This window comes from Pediococcus cellicola, from assembly GCF_001438655.1.
Lineage (GTDB): Bacteria > Bacillota > Bacilli > Lactobacillales > Lactobacillaceae > Pediococcus > Pediococcus cellicola.
Genome location: NZ_JQBR01000001.1, coordinates 181,158 through 199,966, shown reverse-complemented (window position 1 = coordinate 199,966; position 18,809 = coordinate 181,158). Strand labels below are relative to the sequence as shown.

At 39.8% G+C, this 18,809-nt stretch carries 17 protein-coding genes and 1 other RNA gene; 15 read left to right on the top strand and 3 right to left on the bottom strand.

Annotation, left to right across the window (positions count from 1 at the left end; all coding sequences use genetic code 11):
* Window positions 1-39 precede the first annotated feature (39 nt).
* Genes IV80_RS00935 through IV80_RS00925 form a run of 3 tightly spaced genes read left to right on the top strand, consistent with a single transcriptional unit; the run spans window position 40 to window position 2,616 of the window.
* On the top strand, window positions 40-534 hold the full coding sequence (locus tag IV80_RS00935; RefSeq protein ID WP_147186294.1) for a cell wall elongation regulator TseB-like domain-containing protein: 495 nt from the start codon (window positions 40-42) through the stop codon (window positions 532-534).
* Between the two features lie 24 nt (window positions 535-558).
* A complete protein-coding gene (gene asnS / locus IV80_RS00930; RefSeq protein ID WP_057748170.1) occupies window positions 559-1,860 on the top strand; it encodes an asparagine--tRNA ligase in 1,302 nt (433 codons plus the stop codon).
* Between the two features lie 33 nt (window positions 1,861-1,893).
* Window positions 1,894-2,616, top strand: a complete 723-nt coding sequence (locus IV80_RS00925; RefSeq protein ID WP_083490463.1) for a DnaD domain protein — start codon at window positions 1,894-1,896, stop codon at window positions 2,614-2,616.
* Between the two features lie 43 nt (window positions 2,617-2,659).
* On the opposite strand, the gene IV80_RS00920 is transcribed toward IV80_RS00925, so the two are convergent.
* A complete protein-coding gene (locus tag IV80_RS00920) occupies window positions 2,660-4,933 on the bottom strand; it encodes a PBP1A family penicillin-binding protein (protein ID WP_057748167.1) in 2,274 nt (757 codons plus the stop codon).
* Window positions 4,920-5,561 carry a Holliday junction resolvase RecU gene (gene recU, locus IV80_RS00915; protein WP_083490462.1) on the bottom strand — a complete coding sequence of 214 codons (642 nt, stop codon included), beginning with the start codon at window positions 5,559-5,561 and terminating at the stop codon, window positions 4,920-4,922. Before recU ends, IV80_RS00920 begins: the two co-directional genes overlap by 14 nt.
* A 90-nt stretch (window positions 5,562-5,651) precedes the next feature.
* Between recU and IV80_RS00910 the strand changes: the two genes are divergently transcribed.
* The 12 genes from IV80_RS00910 (at window position 5,652) to IV80_RS00860 (ending at window position 17,025) form a co-directional block, all read left to right on the top strand.
* On the top strand, window positions 5,652-6,221 hold the full coding sequence (locus IV80_RS00910; RefSeq protein ID WP_057748162.1) for an SLOG family protein: 570 nt from the start codon (window positions 5,652-5,654) through the stop codon (window positions 6,219-6,221).
* 59 nt (window positions 6,222-6,280) lie between these two features.
* The gene (gene gpsB, locus IV80_RS00905) at window positions 6,281-6,622 is read left to right on the top strand and encodes a cell division regulator GpsB (protein WP_057748159.1); all 342 of its coding nucleotides are present in this window, start codon (window positions 6,281-6,283) and stop codon (window positions 6,620-6,622) included.
* Between the two features lie 12 nt (window positions 6,623-6,634).
* Window positions 6,635-7,009, top strand: an RNA gene (rnpB, locus tag IV80_RS09910) — RNase P RNA component class B.
* 77 nt (window positions 7,010-7,086) lie between these two features.
* Window positions 7,087-8,244, top strand: a complete 1,158-nt coding sequence (locus tag IV80_RS00900; protein ID WP_057748157.1) for a THUMP domain-containing class I SAM-dependent RNA methyltransferase — start codon at window positions 7,087-7,089, stop codon at window positions 8,242-8,244.
* Entirely contained in the window at window positions 8,245-9,348 is a 1,104-nt protein-coding gene (locus IV80_RS00895; RefSeq protein WP_057748154.1) for an NAD(P)/FAD-dependent oxidoreductase, read from the top strand. It abuts the gene before it with no gap.
* An 8-nt stretch (window positions 9,349-9,356) separates the two neighbouring features.
* Entirely contained in the window at window positions 9,357-9,764 is a 408-nt protein-coding gene (locus IV80_RS00890; RefSeq protein WP_057748151.1) for an EbsA family protein, read from the top strand.
* Window position 9,765: 1 nt separating this feature from the next.
* A complete protein-coding gene (locus IV80_RS00885) occupies window positions 9,766-11,424 on the top strand; it encodes a formate--tetrahydrofolate ligase (protein WP_057748149.1) in 1,659 nt (552 codons plus the stop codon).
* A 19-nt stretch (window positions 11,425-11,443) separates the two neighbouring features.
* The gene (gene lspA, locus IV80_RS00880; protein ID WP_057748146.1) at window positions 11,444-11,887 is read left to right on the top strand and encodes a signal peptidase II; all 444 of its coding nucleotides are present in this window, start codon (window positions 11,444-11,446) and stop codon (window positions 11,885-11,887) included.
* Between the two features lie 13 nt (window positions 11,888-11,900).
* Entirely contained in the window at window positions 11,901-12,812 is a 912-nt protein-coding gene (locus IV80_RS00875) for an RluA family pseudouridine synthase (RefSeq protein ID WP_057748143.1), read from the top strand.
* Between the two features lie 112 nt (window positions 12,813-12,924).
* Window positions 12,925-13,461 (top strand): bifunctional pyr operon transcriptional regulator/uracil phosphoribosyltransferase PyrR, encoded by a 537-nt coding sequence (gene pyrR, locus IV80_RS00870; RefSeq protein WP_057748616.1) that lies wholly within the window; start codon window positions 12,925-12,927, stop codon window positions 13,459-13,461.
* Between the two features lie 18 nt (window positions 13,462-13,479).
* Entirely contained in the window at window positions 13,480-14,562 is a 1,083-nt protein-coding gene (locus IV80_RS00865; protein ID WP_057748141.1) for a carbamoyl phosphate synthase small subunit, read from the top strand.
* A 3-nt stretch (window positions 14,563-14,565) separates the two neighbouring features.
* Window positions 14,566-17,025, top strand: coding sequence for an ATP-binding protein (locus tag IV80_RS00860; protein WP_057748139.1), 2,460 nt, complete (start codon window positions 14,566-14,568; stop codon window positions 17,023-17,025).
* A 67-nt stretch (window positions 17,026-17,092) separates the two neighbouring features.
* Here IV80_RS00860 and IV80_RS00855 read toward each other — a convergent pair whose 3' ends face one another.
* The gene (locus IV80_RS00855) at window positions 17,093-18,793 is read right to left on the bottom strand and encodes an NFACT RNA binding domain-containing protein (protein ID WP_057748137.1); all 1,701 of its coding nucleotides are present in this window, start codon (window positions 18,791-18,793) and stop codon (window positions 17,093-17,095) included.
* Between the last annotated feature and the right edge of the window lie 16 nt (window positions 18,794-18,809).

The following is an 18,809-nucleotide window of genomic DNA, read 5'->3' as shown; positions in this document are numbered from 1 at the left end:
TGAGAAAGTTCAAGAATTTATAGAAAGTGAGCCAGGAATTTGAAAAGGTCAAGAAAACATAACAGTCACTGGTTTTTGATTTTTGTTGCTGCGGTTATAATTCTGGTTGGTGGTAGTTCAATTATCTATCACGAGATCCGGAAACCGGTGGATTCTGCACGAAGTCAATCTTTGCGAATTGCTAAAAAATATGCACATCTGAAAACGACGACCGATTTTTCTTGGGCAAATGATAAGCAAACGTCATACGTGGTAACTGGAATTAATAAACAAAATGTACCAGTGTATGTCATCATTTCGAATAATGGGAAGAAAGTTCGGATTTTTAAACAATCTGCGGGCATTGACCGAAATGATGCGCTTAAAAAGATTTGGAATTCCTATAATCCCAAAAAAGTTACCACGATTTCAATGGGGATTTATAAGCAGAAACCTGTTTGGGAAGTCGGATATATGACTAACTCTGGACAATTGTGCTTGAAAACTTTAAACTTTAAAAATGGAGCTGTTGTTCGTTCAGTGAATAACATTTAAGTAAACTCAAGGAGGATTTCTATTTTGGAACAAATTAGTATAATCGATTCCAAAGATCATGTTGATGAACGTGTCAAAATTGGCGTGTGGTTAACAGATAAACGGTCAAGTGGAAAAATCAGTTTTTTACAATTACGTGATGGCACTGCCTTTTTTCAAGGGGTTGTTGTTAAAAATACGGTTGGTGAGGAAATTTTTGACCTTGCCAAGAAACTGAAACAGGAAACAAGCATGTGGGTAACCGGAACGATACATCAAGATGATCGTTCACATTTTGGTTATGAAATTGAAATTGATGGCATTGAAGTTATTGGCGAAAGTGGCGATTATCCCATTACGCCTAAAGAGCACGGAATTGATTTTCTTTTGGACCACCGTCATCTTTGGTTGCGCTCGTCACGACCGCATGCCATTATGGAAATCCGTAATGAGGTTATTCGTGCCACTTATGAATTCTTTAATCAGGAAGGGTTTATCAAGATTGATGCGCCAATTTTGACGGATAGTGCGCCAGAAGGCACAACTGAATTATTTAAAACCAAATATTTCGATCGTGAAGCGTACTTATCACAGAGCGGCCAGCTTTACGAAGAAGCCGGTGCGATGGCTTTTGGAAAGGTATTTTCGTTTGGTCCAACTTTCCGTGCAGAAAAATCCAAAACACGTCGTCATTTAACTGAATTTTGGCAAATCGAACCTGAAATGGCTTTTATGCATCAAGAAGAGAGCTTGCAGGTTCAGGAACGCTATGTGGCCTTTTTAGTTCAAAATGTTATTGACCATTGTGCCTACGAACTAAAAATTTTAGGCCGCGATGTTGGGACTTTGAAAAAATACACAAAATTACCTTTTGCAAGAATTACGTATGATAAGGCGATCGAAATGCTACAAGCTTCTGGCAAATTCCCTGATTTGAAGTGGGGCGTTGATTTTGGCTCGCCTGAGGAAACTTTCTTAGCTGATCAATTCGAACAACCTGTCTTTGTTATGAACTATCCTAAGTCAGTTAAGCCATTCTACATGAAGCCACATCCAACACGCGATGATTTAGTTGTTTGTGCTGATTTACTAGCTCCTGAAGGCTATGGTGAAATTATTGGTGGTTCTGAACGTTCCACCGATTACGACTATTTAGTTTCACAGTTAGAGAAGACTGGTCAAGATATTAAGAATTACGAATGGTATCTAGACTTACGGAAATTTGGGTCTGTTCCTCATTCTGGATTTGGACTTGGTTTAGAGCGCGCTTTAACTTGGATTACGGGCGAAGACCATGTTCGCGAAACGATTCCGTTTCCAAGAATGCTCCACCGTTTAAATCCTTAATTTCACGTTGACAAGAAAAGAGAGGTGATCACCTTGGACGAATTCATGCGATCCTATTTAAAGGCAGGAAATACGGTTGTATCTAACTACCTGTTAAGTAATTTTCACCGGGTTGGTTTAACTAATGATGAGTTGATCATTTATCTGATCATCGAAAAACAACGCGAGCAAGGTGACCGTTTTCCCAGTTCAAAGTTGATTGCGGAAGAGACGGGATTGAGTGAGAGTAAAGTTTATGAATTATTGCATGAAATGATTCAAAATAATTTGATGGAAATTAAAACGGTCAAACATGCAGATGGTAAAAGTTATGATCAGTACAGCTTTGAACGTTTGTTTGAGAAATTGTTGCAATCAGCTAATCATGAGGTCGTTAAACAACAACAAACGAACGAAAAAATGGATCGAGAAACAATTTTTGCACAAATTGAATCTGAATTTGGGAGACCACTGTCCCCAATTGAATACGAAACGATTAACCAGTGGCTGAATGACGATCATTATGCGCCTGAGATGATTTCATTGGCTCTAAAAGAAGCTGTTTTGAGTCAGGCGTACAGTTTGCGATACATGGATCGTATTTTACTTAACTGGGAGAAAAAGCACTTGACGTCTGTAAGCCAGGTTCAAAAAGAAGAGGAGAGGCAAAGAAATAATGGTTTAGATCCGTCGCGTCACGATCGGCGTAATCAAAATGGCGAAAAAGCGGATCTGACCGGGCCTAAAATTCCAATTTATAAAATTTCTGATCAATAGAAAAAGCTTCATCACATTTGTGATGAAGCTTTTTTATATAACTTTATTCCTTGCTGCTAGATGAGCTTTTGCTACTTGAAGAACTCGAGCTGGAAGAACTACTTGAACTAGAAGAACTAGAACTTGATGAGCTACTATTTGAACTGCTGTTGCTACTATTACTATTGTCACTGCTTCTAGAAGAAGTATCACTGCTTGTTGTGGCAGGAGAGCTAGAAGAACTTGCTGAACGATTGTAACTTGAAGAATTGTTTGTTGAATATTGGTCACTATTGCCAGTGCTGCTATAGCTACTGTTGGCTTTAAAAAGCTCCTTAACACCGTTGACAGTTTTTTCAGTAACACTAGACGGGCGTTCCCAATTTTCATTTGTGACAGAAGTTGATAAGTAGCTCATCATACTGCGATAAACTAGTTGAGCAATTGTCGTTTCTTGCTGGCTAAGAAATCCAGAAGCCGTATTTTGCTGATCATATCCTGTCCAAACTGACATGCTATAGTGGCGTGTATAACCAGTAAACCAAGAATCCATTGAAGCCGTACTTGGATAGTTATCAGCAATGTCAGAAGGGTAAGCAGTTGTACCAGTTTTACCTGCTTGATAAAGACCAGTAATATTCGCGGAAGTTCCAGAACCATTTGAATCAGTTAAGACACCCTTTAACATATCTGTAATCATATAGGCTGTGGCTTTACTCATGGCTCGTTTTCCATGGCTTCTGTAATGATAGGTCTTGCCGCTTTGAGTAACAATTTTATTCACATAGTAAGGCTTATAATAGGTCCCACCGTTTGCAAAGGCTGCATAAGCGGCTGCTTCTTGAAGTGGGGAGATGTATAAACCAATTCCGTTTTGAAGGTCATAAGTTTTCTTCTGCGAGATTCCAAGATTATTTAGGAACGAGGTGGCTTTGCTAATGCCGACATCTTGTAAAGTTCGGATGGCGGGAATGTTTCGTGACTGCACCAAAGCTTGGCGCATAGTCATCTTACCTTCGTATTTTCTATCAAAATCATAAAGCTTTGTGTTTGTTCCCGGATAGGTAAATGGCTCATCTTTAACTGTTCGACTTGTTGGCCAGTTCAAGTACTGAACAGCAGGCCCATAATCCATAAGAGGTTTGGCCGTAGAACCACTGCTGCGATCAGTTTGAACTGCTCGGTTCAATCCGAATGTGACATTTCCAGTTTGTCGTCCGCCAAGCATTGCGACAACTTTACCGTTATTAGGATCGGTTATGGAAACACCTAATTGAAATTTGGAATCAGGAAATTGAACATAGGTACTAGAGTTTGCAATTTCATAGAGATGCTTTTGAGCTGTCAAATCTAGATTGGTGTGAATTTTGATTCCGGAAGTATAAGGGCTAAATCCCTTGGCTTCCACATCACTAATGACTTGTTTTAAATAGGCATCCACAACTTTACTATTAGCCGTTGAAAGTCCCGTAGTATGGTGTTTCTTGACTAAACCGTCTTTAATACTTACCTGTTGAGCTTGTTTTTGCTGTGACTCGGTAATGACGTTGTTGTCTGCCATTGCCTGCAGAACCGTATTTCGTCGAGACAGGGCATACTGTGGATACTTGGTCGGATCATAGGAACTAGGTGCTTGTGGCATGCCGGCCAACAACGCAATTTGAGATATATTCAATTTGGAAAGCGACTTTCCATAATAATATTGGGCAGCCGTTCCCATCCCGTAAACACCGTTACCCATGTAAACTTTGTTGATATAGAATTCAAGAATCTTATCCTTGGAATATTTTCTGTCAACTTGCAGTGCTAGCCAGGCTTCTTGGGCTTTGACCCGTAATGTTCGGTCCTTAGCATCTGTTGAAAAAACGGAAAGTTTGACTAATTGCTGCGTAAGGGTACTAGCCCCTTGCAGGCCAAGAGAAGACCCACTGATGTTGGCAAACGTTGCGCCAATTATTCGAACAGGGTCGACACCATTATTTTTGTAGAATCGCTTGTCTTCAATTGAAACAACCGCACTTTTAAGTGCTTTAGGAATTTCATCAGCTTTAACGTAATCACGATTTTGAGCTCCCAGTCGGCTAATGACTTTCCCGTTTTTATCATAGACGATAGTGGCCTCATCACTAGAAAGCTGTTTTTCAGTGATGTTAGGGGCATCTTTCGCATAATACATAAACAAGCCGGCACCAGCCAAGAAAGCAACTAGAAAAATTCCCACAAGCCATAATAGAACTCTAATAAAAATTGAGCGTTTGCGATGTGGCGGTGAGGTTAATTGTGAGTGCTGTGTACGATGCACTTGGTTATTGTCAGAATTATGGTTATTCCTTTGCATTGTGTTCTCCTTCGTATTGCTCGATTAATAATTGATCCACTGCTTTTAAATACGGGATAAGTGGGTTTAGACGATACTTAATCAAGTAGCCATTTTCTTTAATATAACTGAGTGGAATGGACTTTCTGCCACCCGTTTGTTGACGATCCCAATAGAAAAAAAGATTTGTTGCCGGTAATAAAAAGATTTGATCTAGTTCTACGAATTTAATAATTGTAAAACAAATTCCGTCTGCTGCAAGGCAAGCTTTCATATGGCGAATTTGATGCGCATGAAAATTATCAAGTGGGAAGGCGGTTTTTCTTTTTGTCTCTTTGGCGTCAAAATCTAAATAATAACCCTTATAAACACCGTTGTAATCTGTGGTTGAGGCTTGACGAAAGTAAGCTTCGCGAATAACTGCTGCGCTTCGTTTAGGGTAATCAACTTTGACAATTTGAATGGGCGTTGGTTTTTTATGAATAACCGCAATACCATGAGCAAGATAAAATTGATTGCTTTCATTTAATTCATCTTCTAAAGACATTCCTCGCTTACCAAATTGGGTTGGTGCTTTGGGAGTTTGTTTTTTAGATGAAGTCGATTTGGCCACTGCATACTTTTTTCCTGATGGATAATGAAAGTTCACTTGTCTATCACTTCCTATTTTCTATATTATACTATAGATGTAAAGGTAATACCTTTTTGAAATATATTCTTAAAATTTGGAGGCAACATCATGAGCCGAATATGGATTACTGGATACCGTAGTTATGAGTTAACCGTTTTTGACGATAAGGATCCTAAACGTTTGGTGATCCAGTATGTGCTAAAACAGGCCCTGAAAAATCGAATTGAATCAGGAGCGGACTGGTTAATTACGGGTGCACAGATGGGCATTGAGCAGTGGGCTACAGAGGCCGGCTACGAATTAAAGCACGAGTATCCTGAATTTCAAATCGCCATTATGCTGCCATTTACAGAATTTGGTCAGCAATGGAATGAGGCCAACCAGGCCAAGCTGAGCGAAACTTTAGCTAAAGCTGATTTCAATGAAAGTATCAGTCATCATCCTTATCAATCGCCACAACAATTAAAAACTTATCAGCATTTTATGTTAACACATACGGATGAGGCTATCTTAGTTTACGATCCGGAACATCCCGGGAAAACTAAGTATGACTACGACGTGATTCAAAAATGGCGAGACAGTCATCCTTATCCTTTAGAACTAATCGACATGGATGATTTACAAGATGCTGCACAAGAATATGCAGAAAATCAGAACAATAGTTTTCATTTGGATTAAAGTCTGATACAATGGAATACGTGTTACGCAGATATTACAATAATTATGAGGTGCTAAATATGGATAACATAAATCTTACTCCAAAAGATATTTTGCAAAAAGAATTTAAACCTAAGATGCGTGGCTACGATCCGGCAGATGTTGATACCTATTTGGATACAATTATCAAAGATTACGAGACTTTTCAGAAAAACATCCAGCAGTTAAAAGATGAGAATGAAAGATTACTTGATAAGATTGATGAGTTAACAAAACAAGTTTCTGTAGGTAAGACTACTTCTAGTACACAGCCTGTCAATAACGCAACTAACATGGATATTCTCAAACGATTATCGAATTTGGAACGTCGCGTGTTTGGTTCGCAACTTGATAATGGCGAAAATGAATCACATCGAATTTAATTATACTTTGTAAATCTCGGGTAATTGCGGTCTACTTATGTAGGCTGAGGAAAGTCCATGCCCGCACAAGCTGAGATGCTTGTAGTGTTCGTGCTCGGTGAAAAAATAAGCTGAGGTGTCTCATTTGAGATAACGGCGGAATACGGAACTAAGGCTTCGGCTATGTTCTTATGTTCCCTAAGGTGCCACAGAAACGCAGCAAGACGAGAAATCGTGTTGATGGAACGCGGTAAACCCCACGAGCGGGCAACCCAAACATTGGTAGGGGCGCTTCACATCTGGAATTGAACTAAATGTGGGGGCAGGTGTTTACACCTGGAGATAGATGATTACCCAAATTTGAATTGAACCTGAGAATTCATTTTGGACAAAACATGGCTTATAGAGATTTACATTTCAGGAGACTAGGGTAGAAGTTCGCTTTTATCCTAGTTTTTTTTAGATTAAAAAATAAAGGTGAAAACATGCAAAAATTTGATTTAATAGCAACTTGTGCAAGCGGTATTGAAGCATTAGTCGGAAGAGAGCTTCGTGACCTAGGATATCACGTCCAGGTCGAGAATGGCCGCGTACGTTTTGAAGGAACGGTCGAAGATATTTTGCGGACGAATCTTTGGCTAAGAACGGCAGACAGAATTAAAATTATTGTGGGGGAGTTTGACGCAAAAACGTTTGATTCCTTATTTGAGCAAACAAAGCAGTTGGCTTGGGACACATTATTACCAATTGACGCAGCCTTTCCAGTTGAGGGACGTTCACGTAATTCACAGCTTCATAGCGTACCAGATGCACAGGCTATCGTTAAAAAAGCAATTGTTAATCAACTTTCAGAGACGTATCATCGGCGGACAAGATTGCCAGAAACTGGGGCATTATATCCCATTGAAGTGGCCATTAATAAAGATCGAGTTCAACTGACTCTAGATACTACTGGAGAAAGTTTATTTAAGCGTGGTTACCGTGTGGACAAGGGTGGTGCACCACTGAAAGAAAATATGGCGGCTGCTTTGGTTTTACTAACTAGTTGGAAACCGGACATGCCCTTTGTGGATCCTGTATGTGGTTCAGGGACCATTCCTATTGAAGCCGCTTTAATTGGGCAAAACATTGCGCCAGGTTTTAATCGGAGTTTCATTTGTGAAAAATGGGACTGGGTACCTGCTGAATTGAGTGAAAAGCTACGTGATGAGGCCGATTCTAAAGCAAATTATGACGTTAAATTGGACATTGCCGGTTATGATATTGATCAAAATATGATTGAAATCTCGAAGAGAAATGCGTTGGAAGCCGGGCTAGCGGATGTCATCTCATTTAAACAAATGGCAGTAAAAGATTTTAAAACCGATAAAATTAATGGCATATTGGTGGCCAATCCACCTTATGGGCAACGTCTAAGTGATCAAGAAAGCGTGCGTAAACTTTACCACGAAATGGGAACTGTTTATCGACCTCTGAAGACGTGGAGCAAGTACATTTTGACCAGTGATCTAGAGTTTGAGCGATTTTATGGGAATCAAGCTACAAAAAAACGAAAACTGTATAATGGTGCTTTACGGACAGACTACTTCCAATATTGGGGTAAGCCCATCTGGCATCATGAAGGAAAGCGTGAAAAGGCATAAATGAAAAAAATTGCAATTATTGGTGGTGGCATTGTTGGCGCTACTGCAGCTTATTTATTGAGTAAACAAGCGGATTATTCGGTTTGTTTATTTGACGATGAGCAAGGGCAGGCAACAAAGGCAGCAGCTGGTATTATTTCGCCATGGTTATCTAAACGACGAAATCAGCGTTGGTATACGTTAGCTAAGGATGGCGCTGTATTTATTTCACAATTAGCTAAAGAAACGCATATGCAGAGTGATACGTATATTCAATCCGGCACAATTATCACACGTAAAAGTAAAGAGAGCCTAGATGAGCTAGAAAGTTTAGCTCAAGATAGAAAAAAAGAAGCCCCGCTGATGGGGAAAATTAAGCGGGTTACGAGTGATGAAATCAAACAGAAAATCCCCTTAGTAACTGCAAATCTACAAGGCATTTATGTTAGTGGTGGGGCGCGCATAGATGGTCAAAAATTTGTGACTCACTTGTTGCGTTTAAGTGAACAGAATGGCGTTCAAGTTAAACATGAGAAAGTGGCTTTGGTCGATGATCAAACTATTCAGTTTAATGGTCATTTGGTTCATTTTGACGATATTTTTCTTTGTGCAGGTCATGGAATTAATGACCTATTGGCACCTTTAAACTATGAAGTGAAAGTTTATCCTCAAAAGGGTCAGTTGATTGAACTACGTGTACCAGCGTATCCTGACGATCGTGTGTCACCAGTTCTTATGCCAGAGAGTGAAAAAGATTTTATGCCCGTTGGTAACGGACAATTAATCATTGGTGCTACTCATGAAAATGGTCCTGGTACAGACTTAACATTCACACAAGAAGCTTTTCAGGAGCTCTTAGCAAGTGCACAACGCATTGATAACCACTTGTCGGAGAACGATCTCGTTGCCAATAGAGTTGGTACGCGTTCTTTTTCAGACGATTTTTCTCCTTTCTTTGGACGTTTACCTGGAAGTAAGCATATTTTGGTTGCTTCTGGACTGGGATCGTCTGGACTCACAACGGGACCCATCGTGGCCAAATTAGTCACCTCACTGTTGGAGCACGACGACGGGTTTTCGAATTATCAAAAACCAATTACAACTTATATTAGTAAAAAAGGATAGTGACGCCTATGCAACCCTTTAAGACAAATTTTTATTATCAGCCAGCTTTAATGGCTAGCATTTCTTCATGGACTTGGACGACTTTACTGCTAGTTATGGGAGTCATCTTTTGGTTAGAGGTAACTCATTTTAACTGGATTGCAGCGGCGTTTTTTGTGATCTTTATCATGGTTGTACTCGTTCAGTTTTTAACGCGCACTCTAGAGATTCAGGATGGCGAATTGGTTGTTAATCGAGCACTACAAAAAAATTGGTTATTGATACCCATTTCGGACATCAAAGAAGTACAGACCACAAAAATGGGAATCAAGTTTATTTATAACGGAACGTTACATTTTTTTTATCTAGCAAAAAAAGATCGGCAACTTGTTTTGCAACTTTTAAAGACCAATCACGCTGAGATTGTGGGGGATTAAAATGACGGATATTGAAATCGCACAAAATGTAAAAATGAATAAAATTACGCAAATTGCTGATCAATTAGGACTCAGTGAAGATGATATTGAACAATATGGATCATATAAAGCCAAAATTAAATTGCCGTTGCGTGTAAACAAGGAAACAAAGCGTAAATTAATTTTAGTCACTTCAATTAATCCAACACCTGCAGGTGAAGGAAAATCAACTGTGACGATTGGATTAGGTGATGCGCTTTCTTTGCTTAAAAAAAGAGCAATTGTAGCCTTACGTGAACCATCTTTAGGACCTGTAATGGGTATGAAAGGTGGGGCAACGGGTGGCGGCTATGCACAAGTTGTGCCAATGGAAGACATTAATCTACACTTTACTGGTGATATGCATGCCCTGACAGCTGCAAATAACACGCTTGCTGCCTTAATTGATAACCACATGCAACAGGGCAATGCGTTAGGGATTGATGAACGGCGAATTGTGTGGAAACGTACGTTGGATATTAATGACCGTGCTTTGCGCAACGTGGTTATTGGACTGGGTGGTCCGACTCAGGGAGTGCCTCGCGAAGATGGATTCGATATCACGGTTGCCAGTGAACTTATGGCAATTCTTTGTTTAGCTAAAAATCTTCACGACTTAAAAGCACGTATTAATCGAATTGTAATTGGGTACACGCGTGATCGACAGCCGGTGACAGTTGCCGACTTAAAGGTTGGGGGAGCAATTGCAGCGCTGCTAAAAGATGCCATCAAACCCAACCTTGTACAAACGTTAGGCCACACACCAGCTATTATCCATGGAGGACCCTTTGCAAACATTGCACATGGCTGTAACAGTGTCTTGGCCACTCAAACGGCACTTAACTTAGCGGATTATACCATTACAGAAGCTGGGTTTGGCGCTGACTTGGGAGCAGAGAAGTTTCTTGATATTAAGGTCCCAGTGTTAAAAAAACGTCCTGACACGATTGTGATTGTGGCCACGGTGAAGGCGTTGAAGCTCAATGGGGGGCAGAACTTAGCCGACTTGGCCGAGGAAGATTTATCTGCCCTGGAAAAGGGAATAAGCAACTTGTTACATCATATTAAGAGCATGCAACAGTATGGCGTGCCAGTTGTTGTGGCAATTAATCGTTTTACACAAGACACCGAACAAGAAATTAATTACATTAAAGAGACTTGTGCCAAACTCGGTGTGCAGGCAATTGATACGGATGTCTGGGCTAAAGGCGGAAATGGCGCTCTTGATTTGGCTAAAGTAGTTCTTAAAACAGTGGAACAACCAAGTCAATTTAAGATACTGTATGACCAGGACAGCGATTTGACAGATAAAATTAAAACAATTGTCACCAAAATCTATGGTGGTGCACACGTATCATATTCTAAAAAAGCTAGTAATCAACTTAAACGATTCAAAAAATTAGGTTGGGATAAATTACCCGTTTGTATGGCTAAGACACAATACTCGCTTTCAGATGATGCTAAATTATTGGGAGCTCCACACGATTTTACAATTCATGTAAAATCATTTGTACCCAAACTGGGAGCTGGGTTCATCGTAGCGATGACTGGTAATGTTTTAACAATGCCAGGATTGCCAAAACATCCCGCAGCCATGGATATTGATATCAATGATGATGGCAAAATAAGTGGATTATTTTAGTAGAAATTGAGGATTGACGATGTTATTTATAATTGATTTTTTCCTTATCGTGCTGGTGATACTCATGGACCAGCTTGTGAAAGTTTGGACGGTCGCTAATATTGAATTAGGAGCCGTACACGGCGCAATTCCAGGAATCTTATCTTTGACCAATATTCAAAACGATGGGGCAGCATGGAGTATTTTAGAGGGCAAAACGGGTTTCTTCTATTTGATTACAATCGCGGCACTTGCGGCTTTAGGCTATTTTTTATATCGAACACGTGGCCATTTTCTGTATCAGATTAGTCTAAGTCTAATCATTGCTGGCGCATTTGGTAACTTTATTGATCGTCTTCGGCTAAAATATGTAGTGGATATGTTTCAGCTAGATTTTATAAATTTTCCAATTTTTAATGTAGCAGATCTGAGTTTAACAATTGGTGTCATTATACTTTTTATTGCTATCCTTAAAGAGGATTAACTGGAGGATTGATATGTTAACACATGAACTTGTGATTCAAAATGAGCAGGGACGCATCGATAAAGTTTTGGCAACCGCATTTCCAGATCTAACGCGTTCTCATATTCAAGGGCTGATCAAAAATGAGCATATTTTAGTGAATTCTCAGGCAGTTAAAACTAAATACCGTGTGAAGCCTGGAGATAAAGTAGAAGTACAGGATGAAGAAAAACAACCTATTGCCTTGGAAGCAGAGGATATACCATTAGATATTGTCTACGAGGATGAAGATGTGATTGTTGTCAATAAACCACAAGGCATGGTAGTACATCCCGCCCCAGGGCATCCCAATCATACTTTAGTTAATGCGCTGCTGTATCATAGTCCCCTTTCGACTATCAATGGAAGTATCCGTCCTGGAATTGTCCATCGAATTGATAAAGATACTTCTGGGCTTTTAATGGTGGCAAAAAATGACCAAGCACAGCAAAGTTTATCGGCTCAGTTGAAAGCTAAAACAAATACGAGGCTGTATATTGCGTTGGTCCATGGAAATATTAAAGAAAATGAAGGCACAATTGATGCGCCGATTGGTCGCTCGCCTAAAGATCGAAAAAAACAAGCTGTTATTTCAGAAGGCCGACCAGCTGTGACTCATTTTAAAGTGTTGAAGCGGTACGGCACGTACACCTTAATTCAATGCCAACTTGAAACTGGCAGAACGCATCAAATTCGTGTGCATTTAAAATATATCGGTCATCCCGTAGCGGGTGATCCTTTATATGGTCCTAAGAAGACCTTAAAAGGAAATGGTCAATTCCTTCACGCCAGTGTTTTAGGATTTAAACAACCTAGAACTGGTGAATATCTTGAGTTTAAAGCGCCACTCCCTGAAGTCTTTACAAAGATTTTAAAATGGCTTGACACGCAATCTGAACATGGTTAAAGTTAGGGCATATTAAGTTACAATTGCCGTTATAAAACACTTTGACCGCATAGTTTTGGCGAAGCAAATGAAAATTTGGTTCGCCTTTAATTTAGAAAGGAAGTTAGTTGGATTGGGAAAAGAAATTATGGATACTATGGCAATGAAACGGGCATTAACCCGTATTACATATGAAATTATTGAACGTAATCGGGGCGTTGATGACCTGGTAATTATTGGAATCAAAACACGTGGCGTCTTTCTTGCACAACGAATTGCAGAACGATTGAAGCAGTTAGAAAACGTTGAGGTCCCTGTTGGTGAATTAAATGTGACAGCTTATCGCGACGATGTGCATCAACTTGATACAGATCCAAAATTACCTGGAAAGCCTAATTTTGCATTTAGCCTAGAAGGGAAAAAAGTTATTTTGGTCGATGACGTCTTATATACTGGAAGGACAATTCGAGCAGCCATGGATGCCATTATGGATATAGGTCGACCAAAACGAATAAACTTAGCTATATTAGTTGATCGTGGACATCGTGAACTGCCAATTCGAGCGGATTTTGTGGGTAAAAACATCCCAACGGCTCAAAATGAGAAAATTGAAGTTTCGGTTTCCGAAATTGATGAAGAAGATTCTGTGAAAATTGTCAATCGTAAGTAATCAAATGAGGTGAGGACCATGAGTGAACGATATTTAATTTTAGATGATGGGACAGTCTATCGTGGCCAAGCCTTTGGATCTCCGGCAACAACATTTGGTGAAGTCGTCTTTAACACGAGTGCGACTGGGTATCAACAGATTATTACAAATCAAATTTATCATAACCAAATTATTGTTTTCTCACAGCCTTCAATTGGTGGCTACGGTATTGATCGTGCTAGTTATGAATCAATCGAGCCCACTTGCAAAGGGGTTATTGTTCGCGATGTAGCTGATGTTTCTACTAATCGACAGCGACGCCTTTCATTAGACGAGTTCTTAAAGATTCAAAACATCCCCGGAATTAGTGGCATTGACACGCGAGCACTCATTCACAAACTACGAGCAAAAGGAACTGTCAAGGGAAGTATTGTAGATCCAGTGAAGGACTTAGCACATGCTTTTGATCAACTCAATGCAATTGTGTTAACGAATCAGCAAGTCAATCAAGTTTCAACGCCGAAAGCTTATCCGAATCCAGGAACGGGGTTAAACGTAGTTGTAGTTGATTTAGGACTAAAACACGGTATTTTACGGCAATTAAGTCAGCGAAACTGTAATGTAACGGTGTTACCATATTCATGTACGGCTGACCAAATTTTCGATCTGGATCCAGATGGGGTAATTTTATCTACTGGACCCGGAAGCCCGGAGGATTTGCCGCAATCTTTAACTACCATGATTGCAGAAGTGGAGCAACGAATTCCGATGTTTGCGATCGGTCTTGGACATGAGCTATTTGCAATGGCCAACGGGGCAAAGGTAAAGCCCCTTCAGTTTGAGCATCATGGTGATAATCATCCCATTCTTTCTATTATTACGGATGAAATCTTTTATGCTTCACAAGGGCAAGGATATACGGTTGACCGTGCGTCGATTGACCGTAATAAAATGCTGACGACACACATTGATTTGGTTGATCAATCCGTTCAGGGATTACGGCATCGAGATTATCCAGCTTTTAGTGTTCAATTCTTTCCGGATGGCGCTCCTGGTCCCTTAGAAAGTTCAGAACTATTTGATGAATTCGTTGAAATTATGACTACTCGAATGGAGCGGTAAAACATGGCACGCACAAAGTTACAAAAAATATTAATTATTGGTTCGGGACCCAACGAAATCGGCGTTGATACGGAACTGGAAACCGCAACATTGCAAACGATCCAAGAATTACAAGCAAATGGTAAAGAAGTTTCACTTGTAAGTAACAATGCAAATTCAGTAGCGGGGAGTTACCTTGATGAGCAGCATTTTATTATCAGTCAGTTGAACGCAAACGCACTAATCAAAGTTTTGCGAACGCATGAATTTGACGGTATTGTACCCACACTTGGTGGCGCGCCGGTGCTTCAGGTTTTACATCAATTAGATGAAGCCGGCATTTTTGAGGAACTGAACATTCGACTTTTGGGAATTAGTTTACGTACCATTGCAAATACCCAAAACCCAGAGAACTTAAATCGAATTTTACAAAACATTCATGAGCCATATATCCCTACCAGTATTTTGGGAGATACAAAAGAAGTTTTAAAGTTTGTTCACAAAATTGGATATCCAGTAATTATCAAACCTGTTGCGGCAATCAGCAATTCAAATCGGTTACGTTGTGAAAATGAGCATCAGTTAAAACAACTTTTGGCATCAGCATTTCGAATTTCGACAACACATCAAGTGGCAGTTGAAAAAAGCATTGTGGGTTTTAAAGAAATTGAAGCCACGGTGGTGCGGGACAATGAAAATACTAGAATGCTCATCTGCGCTGCGGAAGACTTTAACCCGGTTGGCGTACATGCTGGAGATTCCATTGTTTTCACACCAACTCAAACGTTGACAGACCAGGAATTTCAGGCTATTCGTTCCTCGGCACTTAGAATTGCACAGGAATTTAAAGTTCGTGGCGTTTGCCATGTTCAGTTTGCATTAAATCAAGCAACGGGAAACTACTTTGTTATTCGTGTGAATCCTTATTTTGATCGAACAACAGCTTTTGCTGCACGGGCAACTGGCTATCCGTTAGCACTGGTAAGTACTCAGATTAATCTAGGACACAATCTCAGAAATATTAAGATTCCGGGGCTTAGGCAGCATGATTCTTTAGCGCTCATTGAACCCACACTGGATCATATTGCGGTCCGTTTTCCAACATTTTCATTTGCAAGTTTTGCCAATGCAAGTCAAGAGCTAGATACACAGATGAAATCAACAGGGGCAGTTATTGCGTTTGGCCGCAGTACAGAGGAAGCTCTTTTAAAAGCTGTTCGGTCAGTTGACTCCGCAACCACTTCTGAACAGGCAGCTTTAGATGAGTCGCGTTTGAATGAAGGTCAATTGATAAACGTTTTAGTGCACCCTACAGCAGGAGAGATTTTTTATTTGCTTGAAGCAATTCGCCGTGGTTATCAAGTTGAAGAGCTGTCAGAGTTGACGAAAATTGATGCGTTTTATTTTTATAAACTAATTCATATTGTGCAAATTGAAAAGAATTTGCGAAAAAACTTTTTTGATATCAACGTTTTGAAAAATGCAAAATACTATGGGTATGGAGACTCACAGATTGCGCGTCTGTGGAAATGTTCTGATAAAAAGGTACGTGAATTTCGAGAGAAAAATCATATTCAACCCACATTTAAAGGTATTGAACCGACTGCAGGGGAATTTCCGTATAATAATAGAAGTTACTACACAACGTTTGAGACCGAGAACGAATCTCAGATCAGTGAACGACCGAAAGCCTTCATTTTAGGCACAGCGAATAACCAGGTTGGAACCAATTCGGCGGCTGAATACGTGACCATTCGTGCAATTAAAACTTGTCAAGAACTAGGATTTGAAACGATTTTGATTAATAATAATCCGAGTGCGGTTTCTATCTTACCGCGGATGGCAGATAAGCTTTATTTGGAGCCATTGACTGTTGAAAACTGTTTAAACATTATCAACAGTGAACAACCCGATTATGTGATCGCACAAGGAAAATGGCAAATTGTGACTGACTTAATTGAGGCAGGAATTGAAATTACGCAGTTACCGTTATCACGAACTTCGCGGGCTGAAAATGTGGAATCTCAGTACTTAGTTGTGGCAGAGAAGGTAAACACGCAGGTTTTTAATTTGGGTTGTTTTTATACGGCGGAGGACGCCAGCCTGCATTTCCCATCATCCGTTGGGGGCCAAATTACACAAAAAATTCAGCACATCACACAAAGTGAAATTCAAAAACAACAGGATGGCATTTATCAAGTTATGTTTAAACAAGAGGGTTCACACCTGGTTGTGACGGGCATTACGCCCCTTGCTATTCAAGATATTCCGTTTATGACATATGCGTTAAACCATGATTTAACAGCTGATTTAATTAGATTGGTATTTAACCGTCTAGATGACGCAGCGGTTAAGACCATTAATCCTGTGCAAGATAGACAATTAACGCTTGAGCATGTTTTTCCTTATGAGCAGTTAGAGATTGAATCTCCACAGAATCCACCCTTCTCGTTGGCAATTGGAGCTAAGATTTCAGAAAAATAATATTTATGAATTCACAAAATAAGTCGCCAAGTTTGATACTTAACTTGGCGACTTATTTTGTGTTTATTTAATTTTGTTCACGTAATTCTTGGACCATTTTTTCATCCGGATCCACAATTAATGTCGTTTGTCCTTCGTAAATGACAAAGCCAGGTTTGGCTCCATTTGGTTTGTGCACTCGTTTAACTGGGACGTAATCGACGGGAACGTGAGCTGAGTCTTGAGCTTTCGAAAAATAAGCTGCCAGTGTAGCGGCTTGGATCAGCGTTTGTTCGGATGGCTCAGAAGCGTGAATAATAACGTGTGATCCAGGAATCTTTTGCGTATGCATCCAGATGTCAGTCTTTTTCGCAGTTTTTAAAGTTAATCGGTCGTTTTGAGTATCATTTTTACCAACTGAGATCTTTGTACCATCGGTTGAGTAAAAGGTTTCCGGTTTACTTGGTTGTACGCGCTTTTGTTTACGCTTAGTTTGTTTGGCTTTCAAATAACCTTCTTTTTCTAATTCTTCACGAATCTCGTCGAGGTCTTGCGGGTTGGCTAACTCAATTTGAGTCATAATGTTATCTAGATATTGAATTTCTTGATTTGTTTTAGCCAGTTGTTCAGAAACGTAATGAACTGCATTTTTGGCCTTTTGATATTTCTTAAAATATTTTTGTGCATTCTGTGAAGGTGAAATTTGGTTTGAAAGTAAAATTTTAATATCGCGATTTTCATCGTAGTAATTCGGTAGCGTAATTTCGGTCATTCCTCGTTTCACCTGGTTAAGGTAGGTGGTCAAAATCTCACCTTTAATTTTATAATCATCTGCTTTTTCAGAGTTAACCAAGGTCTGATTGAGTTTTTTTACTTTGATGCGGTTCTTCTTTAAATCATTTTTAACAACATGAACCAGATTACCTGCCTTTTGAATCACGCGGTCACGCTGGGCTTTGGCCACATAAAAAGCATCAAGAAGCTCACTTAAGGTTTCAAAGTGTTGCTGTGTGCCTTCAATCGTAGCATAAGGGAAAGCTGTAAAATTACTTTTGCGTTTTTGCGTCGTGATGGTTGGTTGAGCTTGGTTGAATTGCGCGAAAAAAGATTTAAATGCATCTGGCTTGTTATGTTGGTGCAAATAATGGGCCAACTCCAAACTGGTATCTTTATTCAAACCTTGGTAAATTTTACGCAATTCATTGGCCAATACTTCTTGATTAGGGTAATTGTTTTGGGCCGTCACATAAGCCTCGCTAGTATCTGTAAATGGATTACGTTTATCTTGGCTAGGCGGCGTAATATAAGTCGCTCCTGGTAAAAGTAGGCGATAACGGTTTTGGTCCGCATTAATATGCTTAATTGTATCAAGGATTACTTTAGTAGAATTATTTAATAAAACAATGTTGCTTCTGCGGCCCATAATTTCAACTGCTAGTAGGAGCTCTTCCACGTCACCTAATTCATTTCGTTTAGAAAACGAAAAGTTGATAATACGATCATTTTCAACTTGCTGGATGCCATTTAGAATTGCACCGTCTAGATACTTCCTGAGCATCATGGCAAAGTTAGTGGGAGTTGCTGGATTGGCATATGGAATTTTTGTAATCTGGACACGTGCATAGTTAGGGTGTGCTGAGAGCAACACGGGATAATTTTTTCGGTTGGCACGAAAAGTAATGATTACTTCGTTTTCATAGGGTTGATGAATTTTTGTAATTCGGCCACTTTGTAATAAGGTGTTTAATTCATTAACCATTGCATGGGTAAAGGAGCCATCAAAGGACATAGATAGGAAACCTGCT